Origin of the sequence: Denitromonas ohlonensis, assembly GCF_007625205.1 — a bacterium.
Taxonomy (GTDB): domain Bacteria; phylum Pseudomonadota; class Gammaproteobacteria; order Burkholderiales; family Rhodocyclaceae; genus Nitrogeniibacter; species Nitrogeniibacter ohlonensis.
The window spans coordinates 81,267-105,626 of sequence record NZ_VMNI01000010.1 but is presented as its reverse complement, the minus strand read 5'-3'; the positions used below and the strand labels follow the sequence as shown (position 1 = coordinate 105,626).

The window sequence follows — 24,360 nt, the reverse complement described above, 5'->3', positions numbered from 1 at the left end:
ATCAGGCCTCCGTCCGTTCGGCCACACGCATCACGGCGCTGCGCGCACGCGGGTTGGCCCGCACTTCGGCCTCACCGGCCTTGACCGCCTTGGAAGCCAGACGCAGCTTCGGTGCCGGACGATCGGCCTCACGCACCGGCATGCCACGCGGCAATGCCGGCGGCACCGACGCGTCACGCATGAAGCGCTTGACGATGCGGTCTTCAAGCGAGTGAAAACTGATCACCACCAGCCGGCCACCCGTCACCAAGCGGTCCATGCACTGCGGCAGGACTACCGACAGCTCCTCAAGCTCCGCGTTGATGAAAATCCGAAGAGCTTGGAAGGTGCGCGTCGCTGGGTGCTGCCCCGGCTCGCGCGTGCGGACCGCTTTCTCCACGAGTGCGGCAAGTTGTCCAGTGGTTGCAACAGCCCCCCCTGCCCGAGCAGCAACAATCGCCTTTGCAACCGCATAAGCAAACCGTTCTTCCCCATAGTCCTTCACCACCTCGGTAATTTCGCCGACCTCCGCTCGGGCCAGCCACTGAGCCACGGTCTCGCCGCGACTCGTATCCATGCGCATGTCCAGCGGCGCATCGAAACGGAAACTCATGCCACGCTCCGCCTCATCCAGCTGAGGCGAAGACACCCCCAGATCCAGCAAAATGCCGTCGACCTGGCCAATGCCTGCGGCATCGAGCGACTGCGCCATTTCACTGAACGGGGCATGAATCAAAAGAAAACGGGGGTCTTTCAGTTCTGCGCCGGCCGCGATGGCGACCGGATCGCGATCAAACGCCACCAGGCGGCCCTTGGGGCCCAGGCGCTCGAGCACGGCGCGGCTATGACCGCCACGACCAAACGTGCCATCGACGTAGCACCCGTCCGGGCGGATATTCAGTGCATCGATCGCTTCGGAGAGGAGGACGCTGACATGGGTGGCAGCGGAGCTCATAGCGCCAGATCTTCCAGGCCCGGCGGCAGCAGATCGGCGCCCATGCCAAACATGAGTTCCTGCTGCTTCTGCCAGCCGGCGTCAGACCACAACTCGAAATGCGAGCCCTGTCCGACCAGCCACACCGACTTTTCGAGCTCGGCAAACTGCCGCAACTCCGGCGCCACCAGCACTCGGCCGGCGCCATCCAGGCGCTCTTCGCGCGCGAAACCGACCAGCAAGCGCTTGAGCATCGCCGAGCGCGGCTCAAGGCTGGAGCCCGCGAGCACTTTGTCGCGAATCGGCTGCCAGGCCTCCGAGGGGTAAATCAGCAGGCAGCGGTGCGGATGCCCCGTCACCACCAGTTCGCCGGCGCCCGCGGTCAGCGCGTCACGATGCCGCGCAGGGATCGCCAGGCGACCCTTCGCATCGAGACTGAGCGCTGCAGCGCCTTGGAACATCGCACCCCCTCAGGACGGTTCGGAAGAGAGATTTGGTGCACTCTCTCCCACATTTGTGCACTTGACCCCACTTTAGTGCATAGAGCAAGGGGGGTCAAGCGCACAAATCGAGGGTTTTGCCAATGGACACAACCACTTACCGAATGCTTCGACAATGCCGAGAAAGGCATTTTCTTAGCCAAATCAATGACAACGGGAATGTATTGGAGATTTCACGCGAAACGATCACGCCCGCATCGCCCCGTGGTGGGGAAAGGTGGGGGCATTTGATCGATGCGCGCAGAGAAAAAGGCGGGAAGTGGGAAGTCCGCCGATAAGCCGGGTTCTGTCAAACGCCCTTGCGGGCGCCGGGCAGTCATTCCTCTCGGCGACGCGTTGCCACGCCGCTCTAGCAGCCTACCCGGGAGCGACGCGAGCCACGCCAATGCTCCCCTATTTGGCCTTGCCCCGGATGGGGTTTGCCATGCCGTCCGTGTCACCACGTCCGCGGTGGGCTCTTACCCCACCGTTTCACCCTGACCCGACATCTGCGGTCGTCGGCGGTTTATTTTCTGTTGCCACCCCGTGTCTGCTCGGGTTTCCCCACCGCAAGCGGCGCAGATCACAATCCACGAGATGATCACCCCTTCGGGCAATACTTTCCGTCGCTTTAGCCTTTCGGCGTATGGCGCCCGGCCGTTAGCCGGCATCCTGCTCTATGTGGCCCGGACTTTCCTCGATACGCTTGCGCGTGTCGCGACTGCCTGGCGAACTTCCCGGCGCGGATTATAGCGCGACGGCGGTCGCTTCCACGTCAGAGATTACGGGCGCCGGCGCGCGCCCCCCCAAGGGGCGAAACTGGGCTGTGTCTTCATAGAACTCGCGCACGGCGTTTTCACGCACGACGCCCGGAATGCCGAGCAGCGGCAATGGCGACAAATCGCGCGGCGAGGCCAGCAATCCCTTGTCGGCCAATCGGGTTGCGAGCCACGCATCGACCCAGGCAGTTTGCTCGGACAAAGGCATCGACAGCACCGACTCGGGCACCAAAATATAGATGGCTTTGGCACACAGTCCATTGAACGGCGTGCGCATCTGGTCGTAAGACGCATGACCGAAAAGCAGAAATCGTGTCATCGCCTTCACGCGGGCACGGGCACCCCAGAAAGCCGACAACCAGTCGTGACGTGCCATGGCCGCCAGCAAGGTGTCGTCGGTGCCCAGCACCAGCATGCCGCACTCGTCGAACTGGGTGAGCGCGTCGCGCACCGGGCCGCGACCGCGCAACCGGGTCACACCCGCCAGCGCGGTCTCCTGCATGTGGCAGGCATTGAGCGCGGCCTTGGCGCGCGGAAACGCCGCCCACACCAGCGCATTGAAGTAGTCGTGCCAGTTGTCGTCTCGCGTGGCGACCTGCCCGCTGTCGAAGACCGCCTGCTCGTAGTCGGCACTGATTGCATCCGGCACCACAAAGCGAATTGCCTCACCACTGGCACTTGCCAGGCCGGGGGCGGTCTGGGCGACCAGCTGGTTAAGCGCCAGCAGGCCGGGCAAACGGTCACCGCTGCCTTCAAGCAACGCCGCCAGGGGCGCAAACAATGGCCACTTGGCCAGCGCCGCCGGCACGAGGTAGTCCGGGCGGTCGCTCACTTGTCGCCCGACGCGGGTTCAAACACCATGTCGCCATCGCGCATGCGGAAGCTGCCCACCAAGGCGCCGGGCGGCGTCGCAGGGGCATCGGCCCAGTCCTGCACCCGGCATTTCTCGGTACTGGCCAGATACCAGCGGCGCCCTTGCTGCAGCGCCCACAGCTGGTAGCCGGCCTCATAGACGTCCATGACCGGCCCGTCACCGCTGCCCGGCCAGATGCTGACGCGACGCTGGCACTTGGGCAGGCGCGCAACGACAATCGCCTGCTCGACTTCGTCAGCCCAGAAATAGCGCTGCTCGCGCATCAGCATCAAGGCGTGCTCGGACCCCTCCACCTTGTAGGCGGTGGCGGAGTTCTCGCAGCCGGCCAGGCCGAGCAGCATGAGCGGCAACAACAGGAGGCGGCGGTCAAGCATCATGGTTTTTGGTGTGGGTCAGCTCAGTTGCCAGGCGACCGTACCGCCCGCACGCAGCGGAATCAGCGGGTCATCCGGCAGGTAATCGAGTTGCGCCGGCACGGCGGTGTCGGCGCGTGTCAGCGTGAGGGTGTCGGTGTTGCGCGGCAGGCGGTAGAAGTCGGGCCCGAAATGGCTGGCAAAGCCTTCTAGACGATCCAGCGCACCGGCCGCGTCGAAGGCTTCGGCATACAGTTCGATGGCCGTGTTGGCGGTGTAGCAGCCGGCACAGCCGCAGGCCGACTCTTTGGCGCCACGGGCATGCGGGGCCGAATCGGTGCCGAGGAAAAACTTGGGGCTGCCGGAAATCGCCGCAGCCACCAGCGCTTCGCGATGCAGCTCACGCTTGAGCACCGGCAGGCAATAGTGATGCGGATTGATGCCGCCGGCAAAGATCGCGTTACGGTTGAGCAGCAGGTGGTGCGCGGTGATCGTTGCCCCCACGTTCGGGCCGGCTTCGGTCACGAATTGCGCCGCCTCGCGCGTGGTGATGTGCTCGAAGACGATACGCAGCGCCGGGTAGTCTTTTGCCAGCGGTGCCAGCACGCGGTCAATAAAGACACGCTCGCGATCAAAGATATCAACGTCAGCATGGGTCACCTCTCCGTGAACACACAGCACCATGCCCGACTTTTCCATCCGTTCGAGCGCCGGGCGGACCGTGTCGATGGCGGTCACGCCGGCATCCGAATTGGTGGTCGCACCGGCCGGATAGAGCTTCACCGCGGGGATGAAGCCGGTCTCCAGCGCACGGTCGATTTCGTCGGGCGCCGTATTGTCTGTAAGGTACAACGTCATCAACGGTTCGAACTTGAGACCGGCCGGCACGGCGGCGAGAATTCGGTCACGGTAGGCGCGCGCCTGCTCGGCATTGACCACCGGCGGGCGCAGGTTGGGCATGATGATGGCGCGGCCGAAGCGCCGGGCGGTGTCGGGCACAACCGCCGCCAGCGCGGCGCCGTCGCGCACATGCAGATGCCAGTCATCGGGGCGGGTAATGGTCAGTGTTTGCATGCGTAAACCTCGTTGGTCGTCGGGTCGGATTATAAGTCCGGCTCGGATTCTGATTTGATGGCCAGCGCGCGCTGATAGAGCGCGTTCTTGGGCTGACCGGTAATTTCAGCGGCCAGCTTGGCCGCCGCGCTGGTCGGCATCTCGGCCAGCAGCAGCTTGAGCACGCGCTCGGCCTCCACATCCAGCCCCTCAACGGGCGGCGCACCGGACACCAGCAACACAAACTCGCCGCGCTCGCGGTTACTGTCGGCATCCAGCCAGGCTTGCGCCTCGCCCAGCGGCAGGCGCGCGATCTCTTCGAAACGCTTGGTCAGCTCGCGGGCGACCACCAGCTCGCGATCCGGGCCGAGCACCTCGGCCATGTCGCGCAGGCTGTCGCGCACCCGGTGCGGCGCCTCGTAGAAGACGGTTACATCCGTGCCCTCGCGCAGCGCGTCGAGCCGGCTGCGGCGTGCGCCGGACTTGGGCGGCAAGAATCCGACGAAGTGGAAGCCGCCTTCGACAAACCCCGCCACCGACATCGCGGTCACCACGGCGCTCGGCCCCGGCACCGGCACCACCGGATGCCCCGCCGCTCGCACCGCCGCCACCAGACGTGCGCCGGGATCAGAGATGCCCGGCGTGCCGGCATCCGACACGAAGGCCACCTGTTCACCCGCCGCAAGGCGCCCGATGATCTGCTCGGCCGCCCGGGCTTCATTGTGCTCATGCGCCGCCATCAGCGTCGCGGCAATGCCGTGGGCGCTGAGCAGCCCCTTGGTGTGACGGGTGTCTTCCGCCGCCACCACGTCGACCGCCCGCAGCACGGCCAGCGCGCGCAGGGTGATGTCCTGCAGATTCCCCATCGGCGTAGCCACCACATACAATGACGGCGTCCTGGAAAGCGGTGATTCGTTGATGTCCATGAAACGCCTGGCTCTGATGTGCAAGTCCGCCATTGTCGACCGCCTCGCCCCTCAACGGCAAGCCGGCGAGCGCGGCCAGATCGCCGAACAGATGGCCGAGGCGCATTTGAACGCGGCCGGGCTGCACACGCTGGCGCGCAATTTCCGCTGCCGCGGCGGCGAACTCGACCTGGTCTGCCGCGACGGCAAGACCCTGGTATTTGTGGAGGTCCGCCTGCGCGGACGCAGCGATTTTGGCGGCGCGGCGGCCAGCATTACACCGCGCAAACAGGCGCGCATCGTGCTCGCGGCACGCCACTGGCTGGCCCAGGCTGGCCGGCTTGCCGACGCGCCCTGCCGCTTTGATGTGGTGTTGCTCGACGCGCTCGACAGCACCCGCATCGAATGGATCCGTAGCGCCTTCGACACCGGATGAGAATGTAACGAAGCGCGTCGGCCACACCGGGCGCCGACAGGCCGCATGCTAGAATCGGCGCTCGTTTCAGGCCAAGAGTCAGCGGATTCACGATGGATCTCATCAGTCGCATTACCGACCAGTTCGAACAGAGTATCGCCACCAAGCGCGCATCGCTCGAGGTGCTTGCCGCGCCGCTCGCCCACGCCGTGGACGTGATGACCGGCAGCCTGATGAACAACGGCAAGATCCTCGCGTGCGGCAACGGCGGCTCAGCGGCCGACGCCCAGCATTTTGCCGCCGAGCTGGTCAATCGCTTCGAGATGGAGCGCCCGCCGCTGGCCGCCATCGCGCTGACCACCGACAGCTCCACGATCACCTCCATCGCCAACGATTACGCCTACGACCAGATCTTTGCCAAACAGGTCGCCGCGCTGGGTCACCCCGGCGACGTGTTGCTGGCCATTTCCACCAGCGGCAATTCGCCCAACGTGATCGAAGCGATGAAGGTCGCGCACGAGCGCGAAATGACCGTCATCGCCCTCACTGGCAAGTCCGGCGGGCGCATGGCCGAACTGTTGGGGCCGGAAGATGTCCATCTGTGCGTCCCGGCCGAGCGCACCGCGCGCATCCAGGAAGTCCATTTACTGATCCTTCACTGCCTGTGTGATGGCATCGATTGTTTGCTATTAGGAGTCGAATAAATGAGTCAATCCCTGCGCCGTACCGTACTGACGCTGGCCCTGGTCGCTGGCGTTGTTCCAGCCCTGCAGGGCTGCTTCCCGCTGGTCGCCACCGGCGTTGGCACGGGTGCGCTGATGGTGTCCGACCGCCGCAGCTCCGGCGCCTATGTGGAAGACGAAGCCATCGAATGGAAAGCCGCCGCGCAGATCAAGGAGAAGCTCGGCGACCATGTGCACGTCAACGTCACGTCCTACAATCGCAATGTGCTGCTCACCGGCGAGGCGCCTGATGCGGGCATGCGCGATCAGTTGCCGCGACTCATTTCGGTGGTGCCCAATGTGCGCGGCGTCACCAACGATGTGCAAGTTGCCGGCCACAGCTCGCTGACCTCGCGCAGCAACGACGCCCTGATCACCTCCAAGGTGAAAGCCCGCATGATTGATTCGGCCAGCGTGCAAGCCAACCAGATCAAGGTGGTCACCGAAGGTTCGGCGGTGTACCTGATGGGGCTGGTGACCCAGCAAGAGGCCGATGCCGCGACCCAGGTGGCACGCACTACCGACGGCGTCAAAAAAGTGATTCGTGTCTTCGAGTACATCAGCGACGCCGAGGCCCGCCGGCTGGACCTGCTGCGCAACAACTGAGCCCACCCGTCGCCGCCCCCAACCGCCCTCCGGGGCGGTTTTTTATTGCCGGCAGCTTACGGGGTCTCGGTATCGATCGGCAGCACCGTGTCGTACTTCACCTCGCGCAGCACCACCGCGGTGCGCACATTGGCCACGCCGGCAATGGCAAAAATCTGCTTGTGCAGGAAGTGGTCGTAGGCCTTCATGTCGGGCACCACCACCTTCAGGATGTAGTCCGCGTCGCCGGTGGTCGAGTAGCACTCGATCACCTCCGGGTGCGCCAGCACCGCGCGTTCGAACTCATCCACCGCCGTGCCCACATGACGCGCCAACGTCACATGCGCCAGCAGGCATTCCTTCAGGCCGATCGCCTCGCGGTCGAGCAGCACCGTGTGGCGGCGAATCAGCCCCGCCTTTTCGATCTCCTTGAGGCGCCGCCAGCAGGGCGTGGATGACAAGCCCACCCGCGCGGAGAGCTCCTGCACCGACTGGCGTGCATCACGCTGCAACTCGGCCAGAATGCGGCGCACAAATCGCTCAAGCACACTCATTCTCCAAATTGATATAAATCAAGAATGCACCTTCTCATTTCTCGCCGATGCCTGGCAAGAGGGGAACGCGCAGACCGCCACCGGCACCTAAACTGTTATCACCACAAATCATGACGGGCGACATGACCGGGCCTCCCCGGCAAGGATCGACCCCACGGAGAGAGACATGCGCCACCCCGAACCCCGGGTGAGCGTGCCGGCTGCCGCGCTCGCCTGCCAGGCCGAGCCGGATTCAATGCTGGCGCGCCCCGACTACACCCTGAGCGACGCCTTCGAGGCCGAGCACGGCGTCGTCTTCCTCACCGGCATCCAAGCGCTGGTGCGCCTGCCCTTGATGCAGGCCCGGCTCGACCGCGAGCGCGGCCTCAACACCGCCGGCTTCATCAGCGGCTACCGCGGCTCACCGCTGGGCGGCTACGACATCGCGCTGGGCAAGGCGCAAAAGCAGCTCGACGCGGCCGGCATCGCCTTCCAGCCTGCCATCAATGAAGAGCTCGGCGGCACCGCCGTGCTCGGCAGCCAGCAGGTCGAAACGGATGATCAGCGCACCGTCGATGGCGTGTTCGCCATCTGGTACGGCAAGGGCCCCGGCGTCGATCGCGCCGGCGACGCGCTCAAGCATGGCAACGCCTATGGCGCCTCGCCCCACGGCGGCGTGCTGGCCGTGCTGGGCGACGATCACGGCTGTGTGTCTTCGTCGATGCCGCACCAGAGCGACCTCACGCTCAAGGCCTGGCACATGCCGGTGATCCACCCCGGCAACGTCGCCGAGTATCTGGAATTCGGCCTCTACGGGTGGGCACTGTCGCGCTTCTCGGGCAACTGGGTGGGCTTCAAGGCGATTTCGGAAGTGGTCGAGAGCGGCATGACGGTCGACCTCGACGCCGTGCGCCACGATTTCCCGCCGCCGGCCGACTACACCCCGCCCGCCGGCGGCCTGCACTACCGCTGGCCCGACCTGCCCAGCCTGGCGCTCGAAGCGCGGCTGGCCGACAAGCTCGACGCGGTGCGCGCCTTCGCCCGCGTCAACAGCATCGACCGCTGGATCCGCGCCACGCCAGACGCCACGCTCGGTATCGTCACCGTCGGCAAGGCGCACTTCGACTTCCTCGAAGTGCTGCGCCGGCTCGAACTCACGCTCGACGATCTGGCCGAAGCCGGCATCCGCCTCTACAAGGTCGGCCTGGTCTTCCCGCTCGAACCGACGCGCATCGACACGCTGGTCGAGGGCCTGGACGAAGTGCTGGTCATCGAAGAAAAAGCGCCGGTGGTCGAAGAACAGATCCAGACCCTGCTCTTCAACCGGCCCGGCGCCCGGCCGCGCGTGATCGGCAAGCACGACACCGACGGCGCGCCGCTGCTCTCGGCGCTCGGCGAATTGCGCCCCTCGCGCATCATGCCGGCCTTCGCCCGCTGGCTGGCCGACCACCGCCCGGCGCTCGACCGGCTCAGCCATGTGTGCGACTTCACCGCCCCCGAGGTGCTGTCCAACGCCGGCGACGCCGTGCGCCGCCTGCCCTATTTCTGCTCCGGCTGCCCGCACAACAGCTCCACCAAGGTGCCCGAAGGCTCGGTGGCGCAGGCGGGCATCGGCTGTCATTTCATGGCCTCGTGGATGGACCGCCAGACCACCGGCCTGATCCAGATGGGCGGCGAAGGCGCCGACTGGTCGGCCCACGCGCGCTTCACGCGTCGGCCGCATGTGTTCCAGAACCTCGGCGACGGCACCTATTTTCACTCCGGCAGTCTGGCCATCCGCCAGGCCATCGCCGCCCACGCCAACATCACCTACAAGATTCTGTACAACGACGCGGTCGCCATGACCGGCGGCCAGGCCCACGACGGCGTGATCAGCGTCGAGCGCATCGCCCGCCAGGTCGAGGCAGAAGGCGTCAAGCGCCTCGCCGTGGTCAGCGATGAACCGGAAAAATATGACGGCGCCGGTGCGCTATTCCCGCCGGGCACTAGCTTCCACCACCGCAGTGAAATGGACGCCGTGCAGCGCACCCTGCGCGAGATCGAAGGCGTCACCGCGCTCATCTACGACCAGACCTGCGCCGCCGAGAAGCGCCGCCGGCGCAAGAAAAACGCCTTCCCTGACCCCGACCGCCGCATCTTCATCAACCCCGAAGTGTGCGAAGGCTGCGGCGACTGCGGCACGCAGTCCAACTGCCTGTCGGTGATTCCGCTGGAGACCCCGCTCGGGCGCAAACGCCAGATCGAGCAGTCCTCGTGCAACAAGGACTTTTCCTGTGTGCAGGGCTTCTGCCCCAGCTTTGTGTCGGTGGCCGGCGCCACGCTCAGGAAGCGCGTCGGCAAGCTCGACGCCGCCACGCTGGCCCACCTCATCCACGACCTGCCCGTGCCGCACACCCACCTCGACGACGCGCCCTACGACCTGCTGATCACCGGCGTCGGCGGCACCGGCGTGGTCACCGTTGGCGCGCTGGTGTCGATGGCCGCCCACCTCGACGGCCTGGCCAGCTCGCAGCTCGACTTCATGGGCTTTGCGCAAAAAGGCGGCGCGGTGCTGGCCTTCATCCGCTGGGCGAAGACGCCGGAGTTGCTCAACCAGGTGCGCATCGACACCCAGCAGGCCGACCTGCTGCTGGCCTGCGACCTGGTCGTCGGCGCCTCGGCCGAAGCGCTGCAGACCGTACGCCACGGCCGCACCCGCATCATTGCCAGCGAGCACCAGAACCCCACCGACCGCTTCGTGCGCGACCCGAACGCCGAGCTGCACGCCGACGCCCTGCTCGACAAGCTGCGCTTCGCCGCCGGCGACGACGCGATGGAATCCATCGATGCCTACGACCTTGCCCTGCGCCTGCTCGGCGACGCGATCGGCGCCAACATCCTGCTGCTCGGCTATGCCTGGCAGCGCGGCCGAGTGCCGGTCTCGCTCACCGCGTTGGAGCGCGCCATCGCCCTCAACGGCGTGGCGGTCGACAGCAACCGCATGGCCTTCCACCTCGGCCGGCTGGCGGCCGAAAAGCCCGACGCGGTGCTCGAACTGGCCGAAGAGCCCGCCCACAAGACGCTGACGCTGGACGCGCTGATCGCCCATCGTGTGGCGCACCTCACCGCCTATCAGGACGCCGCCTACGCCGACCGCTACACCACGCGGGTCGATCAAGTGCGCCGCGCCGAGACGGCACTGGTCGGCACCGACGCCCCGCTACGGCTGACCGAAGCGGTGGCTTTCGGCTACGCCAAGCTGCTGGCCTACAAGGACGAATACGAAGTGGCGCGGCTGTACACCGACGGCCGCTTCATGGACGCGCTGCGCGACACCTTCGAGGGCGATCTCAAACTGAGCTTCCACATGGCGCCGCCGCTGCTGGCCAAGGTGGATGCCGCCGGCCGTCTGATCAAGCGCGACTTCGGCCCCTGGCTGATGCGCGCCATGGCCTGGCTGGCCCGCGGCAAGCGCCTGCGCGGCGGCCTGTTCGACCTGTTTGGTCGCACCGCCGAGCGCCGCATGGAGCGCGAACTGACCCACACCTACGCCGAACTGATCGACGCCCTGCTCAAGCGACTGACCGCGGAGAACCTCGACAAAGTCATCGCGCTGGCCGACCTGCCCCGCCAGCTTCGCGGCTTCGGCCATGTGAAGCACGCCAACCTGCAGGCCGTCGCAATGCGCGAGGCACCGCTGGCCAAAGCCCTGGGTGTCCCGGCGATTTTCGCCGAGGCGCTCAAAAAACTACCGCACACAACCGACACTGCCGCATTCAAAGGCATCCCGGTCGTGGCCGGGAAGTAGCGCGAGGGGCGCACCGTCGGCCCCGCCCGGCGACCCGCTCAGTCGGGCGTCGGGCGCTCGCGCGGGATCGACACGCGGAACGTCGTCCCCTCGCCCACGGTGCTGCGCACCTCGATCCGGCCGCCGTGCTTTTCCACAATGCCGTAAGACAGCGCCAGCCCCAGCCCGGTCCCCTGCCCGACGGGCTTGGTGGTGAAGAAGGGATCAAACAGCCGGGTGAGGTTCTCGGCGGGAATCCCGCAGCCGGAATCGGCCACCTCCACCCACACCTCGGCGGCATCCTCGCTCATCCCGGTGCGCAAGCTGATGGTGCCGGTGTCCGTGATGGCGTGGCCAGCGTTGACGATCAGATTGAGAAAGACCTGATTCAGTTGTGATGGCAGGCACTCGACCTCCGGTATGTCACCGTATTCCCGACTCACCGTCACCCGATGCTTCATGTCGGTCAGCGCGATATTGGCGGTGGCATTGAGCCCCGCTTCGAGCGAAGCCATCTGCCACTGGTCGTTGCCGCCCGCGCGCGAAAAATCGCGCAGGTCCTGGACGATGCGACGCACCCGGTCGAGCCCGTCGCGAGACTCGTCGAGCAGGGCAACGATGTCATCGCGAACAAAATCGAGATCGGCGTCCGCACAGGCCGCCTCGAACGCGACGAGCGCCGGGCTGCCCGCCGGCAACACCTCGCGCAAGCTGCGTTCGCTCACCTCGGCCAGCGCGAGCAGCTTGCCCACATAGCCGCCCAGCGTCGACAGATTGGCGCTGACGAAGCCGACCGGATTATTGATTTCATGCGCCACGCCCGCCGCCAGCTGCCCGATGGAGGCGAGCTTTTCGGTCTGCACCAAGTGTTGATGCGTCGTCGCCAATGCCGCATTCGCGGCCTCAAGCTCGGCATTGCGCTGCTTGAGCGCTTCCTCTGTCTGCATCAGCTCGGTCACATCCTGGCCGATGGTGAACACTCCGATCACGTCGCCATTGGGCGCACGATGCGGCGCCGAACTGACCTGCAGGTAGCCCACGCTGCCGTCGGGGCGGGTGAACTGCCGATGATAGGCGGTGGACTCTCCATTGAGCGTGCGCCGGAAGTGGCCCTCGATCTCGGGGAAAACGACATCGCCAACGAGCTCGCGCAAGGTTTTGCCTTCCTCCCCTGTCGCCACCCCGCCGAACACCAGTTCGCGCTGGTTGCTGTACACACAGCGCAGATCCGCATCAAAAAAGGACAGCTTGCCGGGCACCTTGTTCATCACCAGATCAAGCTGTCTCGCGCGCGCTTCGGCCTCACGCTCGGCACGCTTGCGCGCCGTGATGTCGGTCCAGATTGTCACAAAGCCACCGCCGGGCAGGGGTTCGCCGCGGATGTCCAGCACCGACCCGTCAGGTCGGTCGCGCTCAAACTGATGAGGCTCTCGCTTGCGACTGCGCTCGACCAGCGCATCGGCATGCACCTCGGGGTCACCGTCGCCATATTCGCCGCGCTGCGCGTTGAACAGAAACAACTCCCTCAGCGTCGGCATTCGGCTGGCAAAGAGGCTGTCAGGAAAATCGAGCAACTGGCGCGCCTTGCGGTTGAAGATGCGCACGGTGAACGCGTCATCGACCAGCGCCACACCCACCGGCAGATTGTCCATCAGCACACTGATCTCAACCGCACTGAGCGACCCGCCCTCGGCAAGGGCCTGGCTAGAAAGTTGCGCGACGGCATTAGTCAGATCGGTCATGCCCTCTCCTCGGAGGCCTCCGACGGCATGCGGCATGCCGTCTCTCACTATGTCGGCACCCACGCCGCGAACTTGAACGCACCGGCTTGACCCCACAGGCCGATGCTCGCGACACTGACATACATCATGAACACAGCACCCCCCAAAGGCCGCGGCACCGCCCGCGCGCCAGACAGCCGATTTCTCGACTGGCAGCGTGAGCCCAGCGACGACGGCTGGCCGCAGGACGCGCCGACGCCGGCGTTTCGCACGCAGCTGCAGATCGACACGGCCCGCAGCGTGATCACCACCAACCAGTCGCCCGACGTCCCCTTCACGCAGTCGATCAACCCCTATCGCGGCTGTGAGCACGGCTGCGTGTATTGCTTTGCCCGGCCAAGCCATGCCTATCTGGGGCTGTCGCCGGGGCTGGACTTTGAGACGCGACTGGCATGGAAGCCGGATGCCGCCTCGCTGCTACGCACCGAACTGTCCGCCCGCCGCTATCGCTGCTCGCCCATCGCCTTGGGCGTCAACACCGACGCCTATCAGCCCGTGGAACGGCAGCTCGGTGTCACGCGCGAGATTCTCAAGGTGCTGGCCGAGTGCCAGCATCCGGTGGTGATCATCACCAAATCGGCGCTCATCGAACGGGATCTGGACATTCTCGGGCCGATGGCGCGCGACGGCTTGGTGCAGGTGATGGTGTCCGTCACCACCCTCGTTGCCGAACTGGCCCGCACGCTGGAGCCGCGCGCGACCGCACCACACCGCCGGCTACGCACAATTCGCACGCTGGCCGACGCGGGCGTGCCGGTCGGTGTGCTGTTCGCGCCGCTGATACCGGCGCTGAACGACGAAGAAATGGAAACGATTTTATCGGCGTCGCGCGCGCAGGGCGCGAGCACCGCGGGCTATGGGGTGCTGCGACTGCCGCGCGAAGTCGGGCCGCTGTTCGAGCACTGGCTGGCCGAACACGCACCGGGCCGCGCCGCGCATGTAATGAGCCTGGTCCGTCAGCTGCGGGACGGCCGGGTGAACGATGCCCGCTTCGGTGAGCGCATGCGCGGCACCGGCCTGTTTGCCGATCTTTACCGCCAGCGATTCGCGCTGGCCTGCAAGCAGCTCGGCCTCGCCCCGCGCCATCTGGCGCTCGACACCCAGCGCTTCACGCCGCCGGGTGCCGATCGGCAAGGCCGCTTGTTTTAGGCGGGTCTGGCCAAGGACTCGTACAAGCCGACCACCAGATTGAGCTGCTCGAGAATCCGCTCGCTGGTCGTGGCGATGGCCAGCAACGCCTTGGGCGAGCTGCCCTGCCCGAGCGCGTTCTGGAAGAAGAACCACTGCTGATCGACCAGCGAAAGCTCGTTGGTGATCTGTGCCGTGTTCTGTGGCGCCGCCTTGAGCAGGTCCAGCGCCTTGATGAACTCCTCGCGCGCCTTGCCGAGCGCTTCAATCGAGGCCTGCGACTCAACCCCGTAACGGGCGAAGTAAACAAATTTTGCCATACGCTGCGAGAGCATCCGCTGACGGCCCGCCACGTTGATCAGCCGGCCCTCGGTGGTTCCCGAGGCGCGCTCGTAGGCCTGTGTTGCGGCGTGTGCGGCGCTCAACACGGCTTCGTTTCGGGTATAGATCTGCGCCGCGCTCTCGGGCGACGGCGGCACCAGCAGTGCCGCGCGATAGCTCTGCCAGTCGGCGCTCAACTGCACCAGCGCGCCCTGCACATCGGCCGTCGGCACAAAGCGCGACAACTCCGTCATCTGCGACTCAAACAGTGTCATTGACGATTGCAGGAGCGTGGTGGCGACGCCGGGCGTCACCGCCAGCCCTTGCATCAGCCAGGCCTTGGCGCAACGCTGCGACAACATGCGCTGACGACCGGCCTTGTTGATCGCCTCAGGCAGTGTCAGCGATGCTGCGGCGGCTAACGGCGCATCGCCCGGCGCAGCAAAAACACGCGGTACTGCCAGCACCCCCATGCCACCGAGCACGGCCTTGATTACATCCCTTCTGTGCGTCATCTCGTCACCACAAATCACAAATAGCGTGCATGGTGTAACGACGCGCTTTTTCATTCCTTAATACAAAACAACCGGCCCGCTGATCTGGATCAAGCGGTGCCACCGACGGTGAGCCGATCGATGCGCAAAGTGGGCTGTCCGACGCCCACCGGCACGCTCTGGCCGTCCTTGCCGCAGGTGCCCACACCGGGGTCGAGCGTCATGTCGTTGCCAATCATGGCCACGCGGGTGAGCGCATCCGGGCCATTGCCGATCAGGGTTGCGCCCTTGACCGGACGGGTGACCTTGCCCTTCTCGATGAGATAGGCCTCGGCGGTCGAAAACACGAACTTGCCCGAGGTGATGTCCACCTGACCGCCGCCGAAGTTGACCGCATACAGCCCGCGATCGACCGAGGCAATGATCTCCTGCGGGTCATGCCCCCCGTTCAGCATGTAGGTGTTGGTCATACGCGGCAGCGGCAGATGGGCAAACGACTCGCGTCGGCCGTTGCCGGTCGGCGCCACGCCCATCAGGCGTGCGTTGAGCATGTCCTGCATGTAGCCGGTGAGCACGCCGTCTTCGATCAGGGTGGTGCATTGCGTGGGGTTGCCTTCGTCGTCGACGCTGAGCGAGCCGCGACGGTCGGCCAGTGTGCCGTCATCCACCACGGTGACGCCCTTGGCCGCCACCTGCTGGCCGATGCGGCCGGCAAAGGCGGAGCTGCCCTTGCGGTTGAAGTCGCCTTCCAGACCATGGCCGATGGCCTCGTGCAGCAAAATGCCGGGCCAGCCGGCGCCGAGCACGACGGTCATGGTGCCGGCCGGCGCCGGATCGGCCGACAGGTTGACGCTGGCCTGATGCACGGCGGCGCGGGCGTATTCACGCAGGCGCTCATCGTCGAACCAGGCGTAGTCGAAACGGCCACCGCCGCCGCCACTGCCTTGCTCGCGCTTGCCGTTTTCTTCCATGATCACCGAGATCGATACCCGCACCAGCGGGCGCACATCGGCGGCCAGATGGCCATCGTTGCGCGCCACCAGAATGGTCTCCCACGAACCCACCAGATGCGCCATCACCTCTTTGACCCGGCTGTCTTCGGCGCGCGCGAACTGCTCCAGGCGCTCGAGCAGACGCACCTTGTCGGTGTCGGCCAGGGACAGGAAGGGATCGACACCGCGGTAGCGCGAGGGCACCACAATCGGCTTGCCGATGCGGGTGCTGCCGCTGCCGCCGGCCTCACCGATGGCGCGGGTCGCGTCGGCGGCGGCCAGCAAGGCGTTCAGGCTGATATCGTCGGAATAGGCGAAGGCGGTTTTCTCGCCGCTGATGGCGCGCACGCCAACGCCCTGATCAATATTGAAACTGCCGGACTTGACGATGCCTTCTTCCAGGCTCCAGGCCTCCGTGCGGTGGTACTGGAAATACAGGTCGGAGTAGTCGAGCTGATGGGCGTGCATCTGGCCGAAGACCCGCTCGAGCACCGACAGGTCGAGCCCGGTCGGCGTCAGGAGGTGGCGTTCGGCAATGGTGAGCGCTTCGGCGTGTTGGGTCATGAGCATCCAGTGGGGCCGCGGCCAGAGGCGCGACCCGGTCAGTCAATTCAGGAAAGGCGGCGGTGTGACAGCGCCGGCAAGCGGGTTCGGACATCGGCGATGCGCGCCGGGTCCATCTCGGCGAGCACCACGCCGGGGCCTTCGGCCCGTCGCGCCAGCACCTCGCCCCACGGGTCGATGATAAGGGTATCGCCATAGGTGCGCCGCCCGCTGGGATGGCGTCCGCCCTGCGCCGGGGCCATCACGTAGCACTGGTTTTCGATGGCGCGGGCACGCAGCAGCACTTCCCAGTGGGCCAGCCCGGTGGTGTAGGTAAACGCCGCGGGCAGGACGATCAGATCGACCGGGCCCATGGCACGAAACATCTCGGGAAAGCGCAGGTCGTAACACACCGACAGGCCGACCCGGCCACAGGGCGCGTCGAAGCAGATCACCGACTCGCCCGGCTCGATGGTCTCGGCTTCGTCGTAGCGCTCCGCGCCGTTGTCGAAACCGAACAGGTGAATCTTGTCGTAGCGCGCCACCCGCTCGCCGTCCGGGTTGAACACCAGCGTGGCATTGCGCACTTTGTCGCCGGCATCGGCCACCAGCGGCGAGGTGCCGCCGATCAGCCAGACGCCGTGGCGCTTGGCCGCCTCCTGCAAAAACTGCTGGATCGGGCCGCTGCCGTCGCGCTCACGCAGGCGTACCTTGTCGTCTTCATCGCTGCTGATCAGCGGGAAGTATTCGGGCAGCGCGATCACCACCGCGCCGGCCTGCGCGGCCTCGGCCACCAGATCGCCGGCAATCGCCAGGTTTTCGGCCACATTCGGGCCCGAAACGGTCTGAATCGCAGCGATGCGAACGGGCGCGTCAAAACGCATGCTATTGGCTCCCTGCACCGCTCTTGGGCGGCGCGGATGAGGTCTTGGTCACCACCGGCTCGGTCCAGGTGCCGGTGATGTCGTATTCGAAGGCAAAGACTTTTTCCAGCGGATCTTTCAAGGCCTTCTGCACCAGATAGGTCACGACGCCGGCCACCGGATTGACGGCCCCCAGCGCGGCGCCAACGGCCACGGTTTCACTCAGGGTCGGTTGTACTGTGACATGCAGATCCTGGGTTTCGTTCGGCACACTGGCCGAGCCGCGCATCTGCACCTTCGCCGCCGGCCCGCGGATGTCGAGCGGATCGGTCCGCAGCACGCCCTGATCGACATCGATGCTACCGGAAATGCTGTCGAAGGCGAATCCTTCGCTGAACACGTCGCGGAAGTCGAGCGTGATACGGCGCGGCAAGGATTGCAGGCTGAGCACACCGAGCAAACGCCCCACGCCGGGCTCAAGCTTGCGGAACTGCCCCTCCTCGGCCGAGAGTTTCAGCACGCCCGTCATCGAGGCCACATCCACATCGGTGGGTGCGCCCTGCCACGCCACCTTGCCCCCCAGCGTGGCGCGCCCGCCCTGCACCGCGTCGGCATAGCCGAGGCGTTTGAGCAGGGCACCGACATCGGGGCTTTCGAGCGTGAAGTCCAGCTCGGTTTTTACCGGCGCCTGCGGCCACCACAAACCGCTCCCGGCAAGCACACCGTCGGGACTGCCCAGGGTCAGTCGATTCAGATGCCACAGGCCGCCACGATTGAAGGCTTGCACATCGAGCCGCCCCAACTCCAAGCCGCGCAGACCGAAGCGTTCGACCACCACATCCAGCGCCGGCAAGGACTCGGGGGGTTTGAAATCAACCGCCTCCGCGGCGTCTTCCGCGCCCTTGCCAAGCAGCACATGAGAAAAGCGGGCGTGCACGCTTCCCTCGCCCGCCTGCAACCAATCGACAACGCCCGCCGCCTCCCTGGCCTTGAGCGTCACCCGCCATCCATCGTCACTTTGTCTGGCCTCGGCCGCCACCCCCGTCAGATCCAGCCCGGAAACACTCAGGCGCGGCGTGTTCAGTTTGACCCGGGCCAGCGGCAGCGATGACGCCCCCGACGCCGACGCCGACGCGGCCGACAATGCCATGCGCCAGGCGTCCACATCGACATGCGCTTGCTCGATGGCCACCAGCACACCGCGCTCGCTGGCCGGCGCCGGCGCACCAATACCCACGCCACCGGACACGGGCGCTGCGTTCTTGCCGCGCGGGATCGCCACCTGCACGCTCATCCGGTCGGCCAGGTTGGCGCTGAGTTTGACGGGGCTGTCGGGCGGCATCTGCAGCGTGACCCGCGTCGGCCAAGGCTCCGTGGCCGACTTGTTGAACGGCGATGGCAAGCTGCTGGAGACACCTGTCAGGGGCGTCTCGACCACCACATCGGCCTGCCGTCCGCGCACGGTAATCTGCGCCGTCCATGGCGTTTCGCCCGACAGATGCGGCCACACCGGCAAGGGATACGCCGCGCTCACGGCCGACAATTGCGCCGCACCCGAAGCATCGAAACGCACGCCGCGGTCCGCCAGCGTGGCCGCGCTGAGTGTCATCGGCTTGCCGAACAACTGCCCGGAGGCCTGCGGGATACTCAGCTCGCTCGCGGTGAAGTTCACCGTACCTGCCGCCTCGATGATCGGCGCCAGACCCGGCACCACCGTCAGCGTGTTGTCCTTGAAACGGTAGCGCCCGACCACCTCGGTATCCACCACGTGCCGCAGCGGCAGCACCAGTTTGAGATCGAGGCTGCCGTCGCCTTCGGCCCGCATGTCGTCGGTAAAGCCGTCGATGCGCTCGCGCACCGGGCTGTCGCCAACAAAGCGCAGGAAATCCTGCGTGCCGCCGTTCGCCACGCCGGTGATGGTGATCACCTCGTCGGGCACATCCAGATCCGGCAGCACGACTTTCACCTTGCCAAGACGCACGCCAAAAATCCGGCCCTGACTGGCGGTGATTTCCATGCGTGCGCCCTCGAAGCGCAGCCCGCCTTCGATGGCTTCGATTTTCGGCCAAGCCGACGCGTAGTCCAGCTTGGCGCGGCTGATCTTGCCGGTGATCAGAAAAATGCCGCCGCCTTCGCGGTACGGAAAATCCGCCAGATCGCCTTGCAAGCGCAGCCGGACATCGTGCCCGCGCCCGGCGGTAATGCTGTCGCGCAGCCACTGCCGGGTGTCGAGATTGACCACCTTGGGCATGTAGCGCCACACCGAGGTGCCGTCCGCCTCGCTCAGGCGCGCCTGCAGATCGATCACCCCCGGCCCGTCCACGACCGGCTCGTAGTAGCCGCTGGCCTCGCCATCGGCATCGGCGTTGGCAAAATGCGCCTTGTCGAGCGCGATCCGCATCGCCCCCTCGCGCCGTTGCCAGCCCCCTTCGGCAAACAATGTGTCGAAACCCAGGGGGGCTTCAAACACCGCGGGCAAATCAAGCGCCATGGCTTTGCTGTCGAGCAGGAAACGCCCCGTGGCCTCGCTGCCGGCAATGTGCCCACTGACCCCGGCCAAGCCGGGCAAGCTGTCGCGTGACTGCATGCCGACACCATCGAAATCCGCCGACACCTGCCACGCCGCGGGCGCTGCCGCATCGCCGGTCCACTGCAGCGCCACCTGAGTAAAACGCCCCGTCGGTGCGAGCCCCGCCAGGCGCTCGCGCATGGCTTCGTCCAGGGGCAGATGCACGGCCAAGGCCGACAAGGCCGCCAGATCAAGCTGATTGACCTCAAACTGCGTGACTTGGCTGGCCGCCGCACCACCACGACTGACGCGCAAATCCGTCGGATCCACCACCACGCCGTCGCGGGTTTCGAGCGCCAGGTGCTGTGTGCTCAGCGCCATCTCGGCCGCGCTGCGTTTGACACTGATGCGCCCGCCGAGACGATTCAAGGACAAGGCCGGCAAGGCCTCGCCCAATTGTGCGCGCGCATCGCGCAGCGCCAGATCGGCCGTCGCCTGCGTCGGCTGCCCCTCCAGCAGATCGATCCAGACGCGGGCATTGCCAAAGCCGGTCAGCGCGGCGGGCACATCCACCCAGGCGTGAAGGCTATCGAGCGAAGCGCGGGTGACCGACGCAAACACACGCCCGGTCCACGCCGTCGGCGCGCGCTCGTCGAACTCGCGTAAATCGACGCGCACATCCACCCGTTCGGCCAGCGGCCCCTCAGGCGCCATGGTCAGCCCCACGGAATGCTTGCCAAAACCTTTGACCAACCGAAAATTCACATCCGCCAGCCGCAGCGGCGGCGCCTGACGCAAGGCATCGCGCCACACCACGGTCGCCTGTCGGATGACGATCTGCCGTTGCGCCATGAGCCAGTGCAGCGCTTCGCCGTCATCCTCACCGCTGGCGGTAACCGGCAGCCCGGCCACCGACAACAGGCCCGCCTCGTTGCGCGCGATATGTAACTCGGGGGCGACGACCTCCAGCCGATGAAAATACGGCTTCAGCTTGAGCAGGGAGGACCAGGCCAGGGTCGCGTCGACTTGCGGCAACACCAATGCGGGCTCGCCCTCACTGTCGCGCAGCACCACGTCCTTCAAGTGCAAACGCGGCCGAAGCCCCGACCAGTCCGCCTCGATCGACGCGATGCTGACCGGCACGCCCAGCGCGGCCGCCGCCTGTTGCGCGATGGGCGCGCGCCACCGCTCGATGTCGGGCAGCACGCCGTAGCGCAGCACAAGGATCACCGCACCAAACAGGAAGTACAGGATCAGCAAACCGGTCAGTATGCGGCGGCGCCACCGGCGAGGGGGGCGCGGCGCGGCAGACTCGGCAGTAGGCACGGCGGAAGTGATTTGAGTATCCTGAAGGACTGGGAGCACCATGGGGTTGCGTTGCACCCACCGGCATGCCGGATGAGGCCAAACGCATCCCGCACATTCTACCAAGCCGGATTCGCCATGTCCCTGATCGAACAGGCCGAGCTGCCTGAAAAAATTCGTGCCGCACTACCCTTCTCACGCTATCTGAAGCAGATGCTGCAAAGCCGCACCTGGCTGGCCGGGCAACTGGCGAGTCATCTCGATGCGCCACTCGACACCGCCGCCATGGCCGCCTTTGTCGACCCACCCAGCCTCGACCGCGACAGCATGCGCGCCGCACTGCGCCGACTGCGCACCTGGGTGCTCTGCCACCTGGCCGTGCGCGACCTGGCTGGCGACGCCGATCTGGCCGAAGTCACCGAAACCATGAGCGCCTTCGCCGACTACGCGGTGCGCGTCGCGCATGACATCGAGCGCGAAGCCCTGGTGCAGCGCCACGGCCTGCCACTGGCGCCCGGCGCCTGGGAGCAGGAACTGCTGATCGTCGGCATGGGCAAGCTGGGCGGACGCGAGTTGAACGTGTCCTCGGACATCGACCTCATCTTTGTCTACCCCGACGACGGCGACACCGGCGGCGGCAAGGTCATCAGCAATTTCGAGTTTTTTGAACGCCTCGGCAAGCGCATCATCCAGGCGCTGGCCGACATCACCGAGCACGGCCAGGTCTTCCGGGTCGACATGCGCCTGCGCCCCAACGGCGACTCCGGCCCGCTGGTGTGCAGCTTCGACATGCTCGAAAACTATTTCATCGCCCAGGGCCGCGAGTGGGAGCGTTACGCCTGGATCAAGGCACGCGTCATGCTCGGCAAGCGCTTTGAGCAACTCAACGCCATCACCCGCCCCTTTGTGTTCCGAAAATACCTCGACTTCGGCGCCATCAACGCCATGCGCGACCTGCACGCGCAGATTCGCCGCGAAGTCGCGCGCAAGGAACGCGCCAACAACATCAAACTCGGCCCCGGCGGCATTCGCGAGATCGAATTCATCGCCCAGGTGTTTCAGCTCATTCGCGGCGGGCGGGAAGAACAGCTGCAGATCAAGCCGACCCAGAAGGTGCTCGACCTCCTGGCCGGGCAAGGCGTGCTCGACCCCAATGTCGTCACCAGCCTCAAACAGGCCTACGTCTTCCTGCGTCGGCTCGAGCACCGACTCCAGTACCTCGACGACGCGCAAACCCATGACCTGCCGGTTCAGCCCGATGATCAGGCGCTGATCGCACGCGCCATGGGCTTTGACGACTACGACGCGCTGCTCGCCGAACTCGACCGTCACCGCGCCAAGGTCACCCAGCACTTCAGCATGGTCTTTGGCGACCCGGATGAAGATGGCCACGACCTGGACGCCGTCTGGCTCGAAGCCGACGACATCCCCACCATCGTGCCCCTGCTCGAAAAACTCAACTACGCCGAGCCCGAGACCTCCGCCCGTCGGCTTCAGAGCCTGCACCGCGGCACCCGCTACCAGCAACTGCCGCCCAAGATCAAAAGCCGCTTCGACGCCCTGGTGCCACGCGTGGTCGACGCCGCGGCCGAAGCCAGCAACGCCGACGACACCCTGTCGCGCTGCCTCGACCTGCTCGACGCCATCGGTGGCCGCGGCGCCTACCTCGCCATGCTCCAGCAATACCCGCAAGCCCTGAACAAAGTGGCCGAACTGGTTTCCGCTTCACGCTGGGCGGCGCAATACCTCGCCCGCCACCCGATTCTGCTCGACGAACTGCTCGATGCCCGCCAGCTCGAAAGCCAGCCCGACTGGCCGGCCTTTGCCACCGATCTGCGCCAGCAATGCGACAACATCGAGCCCGACATGGAACGCCAGATGGATCTGATGCGCGAGCAGCATCACACCCAGGCCTTCCGGCTACTCACTCAAGACCTCGCCGGCGTCCTCACCGTCGAAGCCCTGTCGGACCACCTCTCCGCACTTGCCGACGTCCTGCTCGACATCACCATTCCGCTGTGCTGGCGCAAGATCCGTCGCCGCCACCACGAAGAGGCCCCCGCCTTTGCCATCGTCAGCTACGGCAAACTTGGCGGCAAAGAACTCGGCTACGCCTCAGACCTCGACATCGTCTTCCTCTACGACGACCCGCACCCCGAAGCCGCCGAGCACTACTCACGCCTCGCCCAGCGCATCAACACCTGGCTCTCCAGCCAGACCGCCGCCGGCCAGCTGTTTGAAACCGACCTGCGCTTGCGCCCCAATGGCGATTCAGGCTTGCTCGCCTGCAGCGTCGACGCCTTCCGGAAATATCAACTCGAGTCTGCCTGGCGCTGGGAGCATCAGGCACTGACGCGCGCCCGTTTCTCGGCGGGCGATCCGCGCGTCGGCGAAGCCTTCGAAGCCATCCGCATCGATGTGCTGCGCCAGGCACGCGACCACGACACCCTGCGTGCCGAGGTGATTGCCATGCGCAAAAAAATGAGGGAGGCGCACAGCAACAAGAGCGCGCTGTTCAACCTCAAGCATGATCGCGGCGGCCTGGTCGACGTCGAGTTCATCGTCCAGTACCTCGTGCTCGCCCACGCCCACCAGCACCCCGAACTCGCCGGCAACCTCGGCAACATCGCCTTGCTGCGCATCGCTGGTGAGTTGGGCCTGATCCCTCCCGAACTGGCACAGCGCAGCGGCGACACCTACCGCGAATTCCGCCGCCTGCAACACCGCCAACGCCTCAACGGGCTGCGGGTCGAAGTCCCCGCCGAGCCGATCAGCGCACACCGTGAGGCGGTGAGCCAGCTATGGTCGCTCGTGCTTGAGCCGTAAGCGGCCACCGCCAACCACATCGCTGGAAATCTGCGCCAGGGCGGTACCCGCTGGCGCAGAGCCACGCCAGAAAACAAAAAAGCCACTCTTTCGAGTGGCTTTTTTGCTAACGGTTTTTGGTCGGGGAAAGAGGATTCGAACCTCCGGCCCCTGCGTCCCGAACCCGTTTCGGCCCACTTTTAGCCTACGACACAAAATTAGAAATCCATAGATTTCAGTGC

18 protein-coding genes and 1 other RNA gene are annotated in these 24,360 nt (G+C 65.8%); 6 read left to right on the top strand and 13 right to left on the bottom strand.

Annotation, left to right across the window (positions count from 1 at the left end):
• Position 1 precedes the first annotated feature (1 nt).
• The 7 genes from rsmH to rsmI all read right to left on the bottom strand — a co-directional run bounded on the left by rsmH (position 2) and on the right by rsmI (position 5,338).
• The gene (gene rsmH, locus FHP89_RS11435; protein ID WP_144178055.1) at positions 2–934 is read right to left on the bottom strand and encodes a 16S rRNA (cytosine(1402)-N(4))-methyltransferase RsmH; all 933 of its coding nucleotides are present in this window, start codon (positions 932–934) and stop codon (positions 2–4) included.
• On the bottom strand, positions 931–1,374 hold the full coding sequence (gene mraZ / locus FHP89_RS11430; protein WP_144178053.1) for a division/cell wall cluster transcriptional repressor MraZ: 444 nt from the start codon (positions 1,372–1,374) through the stop codon (positions 931–933). Before mraZ ends, rsmH begins: the two co-directional genes overlap by 4 nt.
• 298 nt (positions 1,375–1,672) lie before the next feature.
• Positions 1,673–2,129: RNase P RNA component class A (gene rnpB, locus FHP89_RS11425), an RNA gene on the bottom strand.
• 10 nt (positions 2,130–2,139) lie between these two features.
• Positions 2,140–3,003 (bottom strand): DUF3025 domain-containing protein, encoded by an 864-nt coding sequence (locus tag FHP89_RS11420; RefSeq protein WP_144178047.1) that lies wholly within the window; start codon positions 3,001–3,003, stop codon positions 2,140–2,142.
• Complete coding sequence (locus tag FHP89_RS11415) at positions 3,000–3,422, bottom strand: hypothetical protein (RefSeq protein WP_260851575.1); 423 nt, start codon at positions 3,420–3,422, stop codon at positions 3,000–3,002. The genes FHP89_RS11420 and FHP89_RS11415 overlap by 4 nt, the downstream gene beginning before the upstream one ends.
• Before the next feature lie 15 nt (positions 3,423–3,437).
• The gene (pyrC, locus tag FHP89_RS11410) at positions 3,438–4,472 is read right to left on the bottom strand and encodes a dihydroorotase (RefSeq protein ID WP_144178041.1); all 1,035 of its coding nucleotides are present in this window, start codon (positions 4,470–4,472) and stop codon (positions 3,438–3,440) included.
• Between the two features lie 29 nt (positions 4,473–4,501).
• Positions 4,502–5,338: a 16S rRNA (cytidine(1402)-2'-O)-methyltransferase gene (gene rsmI, locus FHP89_RS11405; protein WP_391525645.1), complete on the bottom strand. Its 837-nt coding sequence runs from the start codon at positions 5,336–5,338 to the stop codon at positions 4,502–4,504.
• 55 nt (positions 5,339–5,393) lie between these two features.
• On the opposite strand from rsmI, the gene FHP89_RS11400 reads away from it, so the two are divergent.
• From FHP89_RS11400 to FHP89_RS11390, 3 genes are all read left to right on the top strand, one after another.
• Complete coding sequence (locus tag FHP89_RS11400) at positions 5,394–5,792, top strand: YraN family protein (protein ID WP_144178189.1); 399 nt, start codon at positions 5,394–5,396, stop codon at positions 5,790–5,792.
• A gap of 92 nt (positions 5,793–5,884) precedes the next feature.
• Positions 5,885–6,475, top strand: a complete 591-nt coding sequence (locus FHP89_RS11395; protein WP_144178037.1) for a phosphoheptose isomerase — start codon at positions 5,885–5,887, stop codon at positions 6,473–6,475.
• Positions 6,476–7,099: a BON domain-containing protein gene (locus tag FHP89_RS11390; protein ID WP_144178035.1), complete on the top strand. Its 624-nt coding sequence runs from the start codon at positions 6,476–6,478 to the stop codon at positions 7,097–7,099.
• A gap of 56 nt (positions 7,100–7,155) precedes the next feature.
• On the opposite strand, the gene FHP89_RS11385 is transcribed toward FHP89_RS11390, so the two are convergent.
• Positions 7,156–7,626, bottom strand: coding sequence for an Lrp/AsnC family transcriptional regulator (locus tag FHP89_RS11385; protein WP_260851574.1), 471 nt, complete (start codon positions 7,624–7,626; stop codon positions 7,156–7,158).
• Positions 7,627–7,798: 172 nt separating this feature from the next.
• On the opposite strand from FHP89_RS11385, the gene FHP89_RS11380 reads away from it, so the two are divergent.
• Positions 7,799–11,398, top strand: coding sequence for an indolepyruvate ferredoxin oxidoreductase family protein (locus FHP89_RS11380; RefSeq protein ID WP_260851573.1), 3,600 nt, complete (start codon positions 7,799–7,801; stop codon positions 11,396–11,398).
• Between the two features lie 38 nt (positions 11,399–11,436).
• Here the strand turns inward: FHP89_RS11380 and FHP89_RS11375 are convergent, their stop codons facing one another.
• Entirely contained in the window at positions 11,437–13,119 is a 1,683-nt protein-coding gene (locus FHP89_RS11375) for a PAS-domain containing protein (protein ID WP_186300312.1), read from the bottom strand.
• A gap of 126 nt (positions 13,120–13,245) precedes the next feature.
• On the opposite strand from FHP89_RS11375, the gene FHP89_RS11370 reads away from it, so the two are divergent.
• On the top strand, positions 13,246–14,307 hold the full coding sequence (locus FHP89_RS11370) for a PA0069 family radical SAM protein (RefSeq protein WP_144178029.1): 1,062 nt from the start codon (positions 13,246–13,248) through the stop codon (positions 14,305–14,307).
• Here FHP89_RS11370 and FHP89_RS11365 read toward each other — a convergent pair.
• The 4 genes from FHP89_RS11365 to FHP89_RS11350 form a co-directional block, all read right to left on the bottom strand.
• A complete protein-coding gene (locus FHP89_RS11365; protein ID WP_186300311.1) occupies positions 14,304–15,122 on the bottom strand; it encodes a type IV pili methyl-accepting chemotaxis transducer N-terminal domain-containing protein in 819 nt (272 codons plus the stop codon). The genes FHP89_RS11370 and FHP89_RS11365 overlap by 4 nt on opposite strands.
• 89 nt (positions 15,123–15,211) lie before the next feature.
• Positions 15,212–16,657 (bottom strand): metalloprotease TldD, encoded by a 1,446-nt coding sequence (gene tldD / locus FHP89_RS11360; protein ID WP_144178024.1) that lies wholly within the window; start codon positions 16,655–16,657, stop codon positions 15,212–15,214.
• Between the two features lie 47 nt (positions 16,658–16,704).
• Positions 16,705–17,520: a carbon-nitrogen hydrolase family protein gene (locus FHP89_RS11355; RefSeq protein WP_144178017.1), complete on the bottom strand. Its 816-nt coding sequence runs from the start codon at positions 17,518–17,520 to the stop codon at positions 16,705–16,707.
• Between the two features lies 1 nt (position 17,521).
• Complete coding sequence (locus FHP89_RS11350) at positions 17,522–21,376, bottom strand: YhdP family protein (protein WP_144178009.1); 3,855 nt, start codon at positions 21,374–21,376, stop codon at positions 17,522–17,524.
• 75 nt (positions 21,377–21,451) lie between these two features.
• Here FHP89_RS11350 and glnE point away from each other — a divergent pair, with 75 nt between their 5' ends.
• The gene (glnE, locus tag FHP89_RS11345) at positions 21,452–24,139 is read left to right on the top strand and encodes a bifunctional [glutamate--ammonia ligase]-adenylyl-L-tyrosine phosphorylase/[glutamate--ammonia-ligase] adenylyltransferase (protein ID WP_260851572.1); all 2,688 of its coding nucleotides are present in this window, start codon (positions 21,452–21,454) and stop codon (positions 24,137–24,139) included.
• The last annotated feature ends 221 nt before the right edge of the window (positions 24,140–24,360 follow it).

Coding starts and splice junctions, on each gene's coding strand:
- rsmH (WP_144178055.1), bottom strand. CDS start 934: ATGAGCTCCGCTGCCACCCATGTCAGCGTCCTCCTCTCCGAAGCGATC.
- mraZ (WP_144178053.1), bottom strand. CDS start 1,374: ATGTTCCAAGGCGCTGCAGCGCTCAGTCTCGATGCGAAGGGTCGCCTG.
- FHP89_RS11415 (WP_260851575.1), bottom strand. CDS start 3,422: ATGATGCTTGACCGCCGCCTCCTGTTGTTGCCGCTCATGCTGCTCGGC.
- pyrC (WP_144178041.1), bottom strand. CDS start 4,472: ATGCAAACACTGACCATTACCCGCCCCGATGACTGGCATCTGCATGTG.
- FHP89_RS11400 (WP_144178189.1), top strand. CDS start 5,394: ATGTGCAAGTCCGCCATTGTCGACCGCCTCGCCCCTCAACGGCAAGCC.
- FHP89_RS11395 (WP_144178037.1), top strand. CDS start 5,885: ATGGATCTCATCAGTCGCATTACCGACCAGTTCGAACAGAGTATCGCC.
- FHP89_RS11390 (WP_144178035.1), top strand. CDS start 6,476: ATGAGTCAATCCCTGCGCCGTACCGTACTGACGCTGGCCCTGGTCGCT.
- FHP89_RS11380 (WP_260851573.1), top strand. CDS start 7,799: ATGCGCCACCCCGAACCCCGGGTGAGCGTGCCGGCTGCCGCGCTCGCC.
- FHP89_RS11375 (WP_186300312.1), bottom strand. CDS start 13,119: ATGACCGATCTGACTAATGCCGTCGCGCAACTTTCTAGCCAGGCCCTT.
- FHP89_RS11370 (WP_144178029.1), top strand. CDS start 13,246: ATGAACACAGCACCCCCCAAAGGCCGCGGCACCGCCCGCGCGCCAGAC.
- FHP89_RS11365 (WP_186300311.1), bottom strand. CDS start 15,122: ATGACGCACAGAAGGGATGTAATCAAGGCCGTGCTCGGTGGCATGGGG.
- tldD (WP_144178024.1), bottom strand. CDS start 16,657: ATGACCCAACACGCCGAAGCGCTCACCATTGCCGAACGCCACCTCCTG.
- FHP89_RS11355 (WP_144178017.1), bottom strand. CDS start 17,520: ATGCGTTTTGACGCGCCCGTTCGCATCGCTGCGATTCAGACCGTTTCG.
- FHP89_RS11350 (WP_144178009.1), bottom strand. CDS start 21,376: ATGGTGCTCCCAGTCCTTCAGGATACTCAAATCACTTCCGCCGTGCCT.
- glnE (WP_260851572.1), top strand. CDS start 21,452: ATGTCCCTGATCGAACAGGCCGAGCTGCCTGAAAAAATTCGTGCCGCA.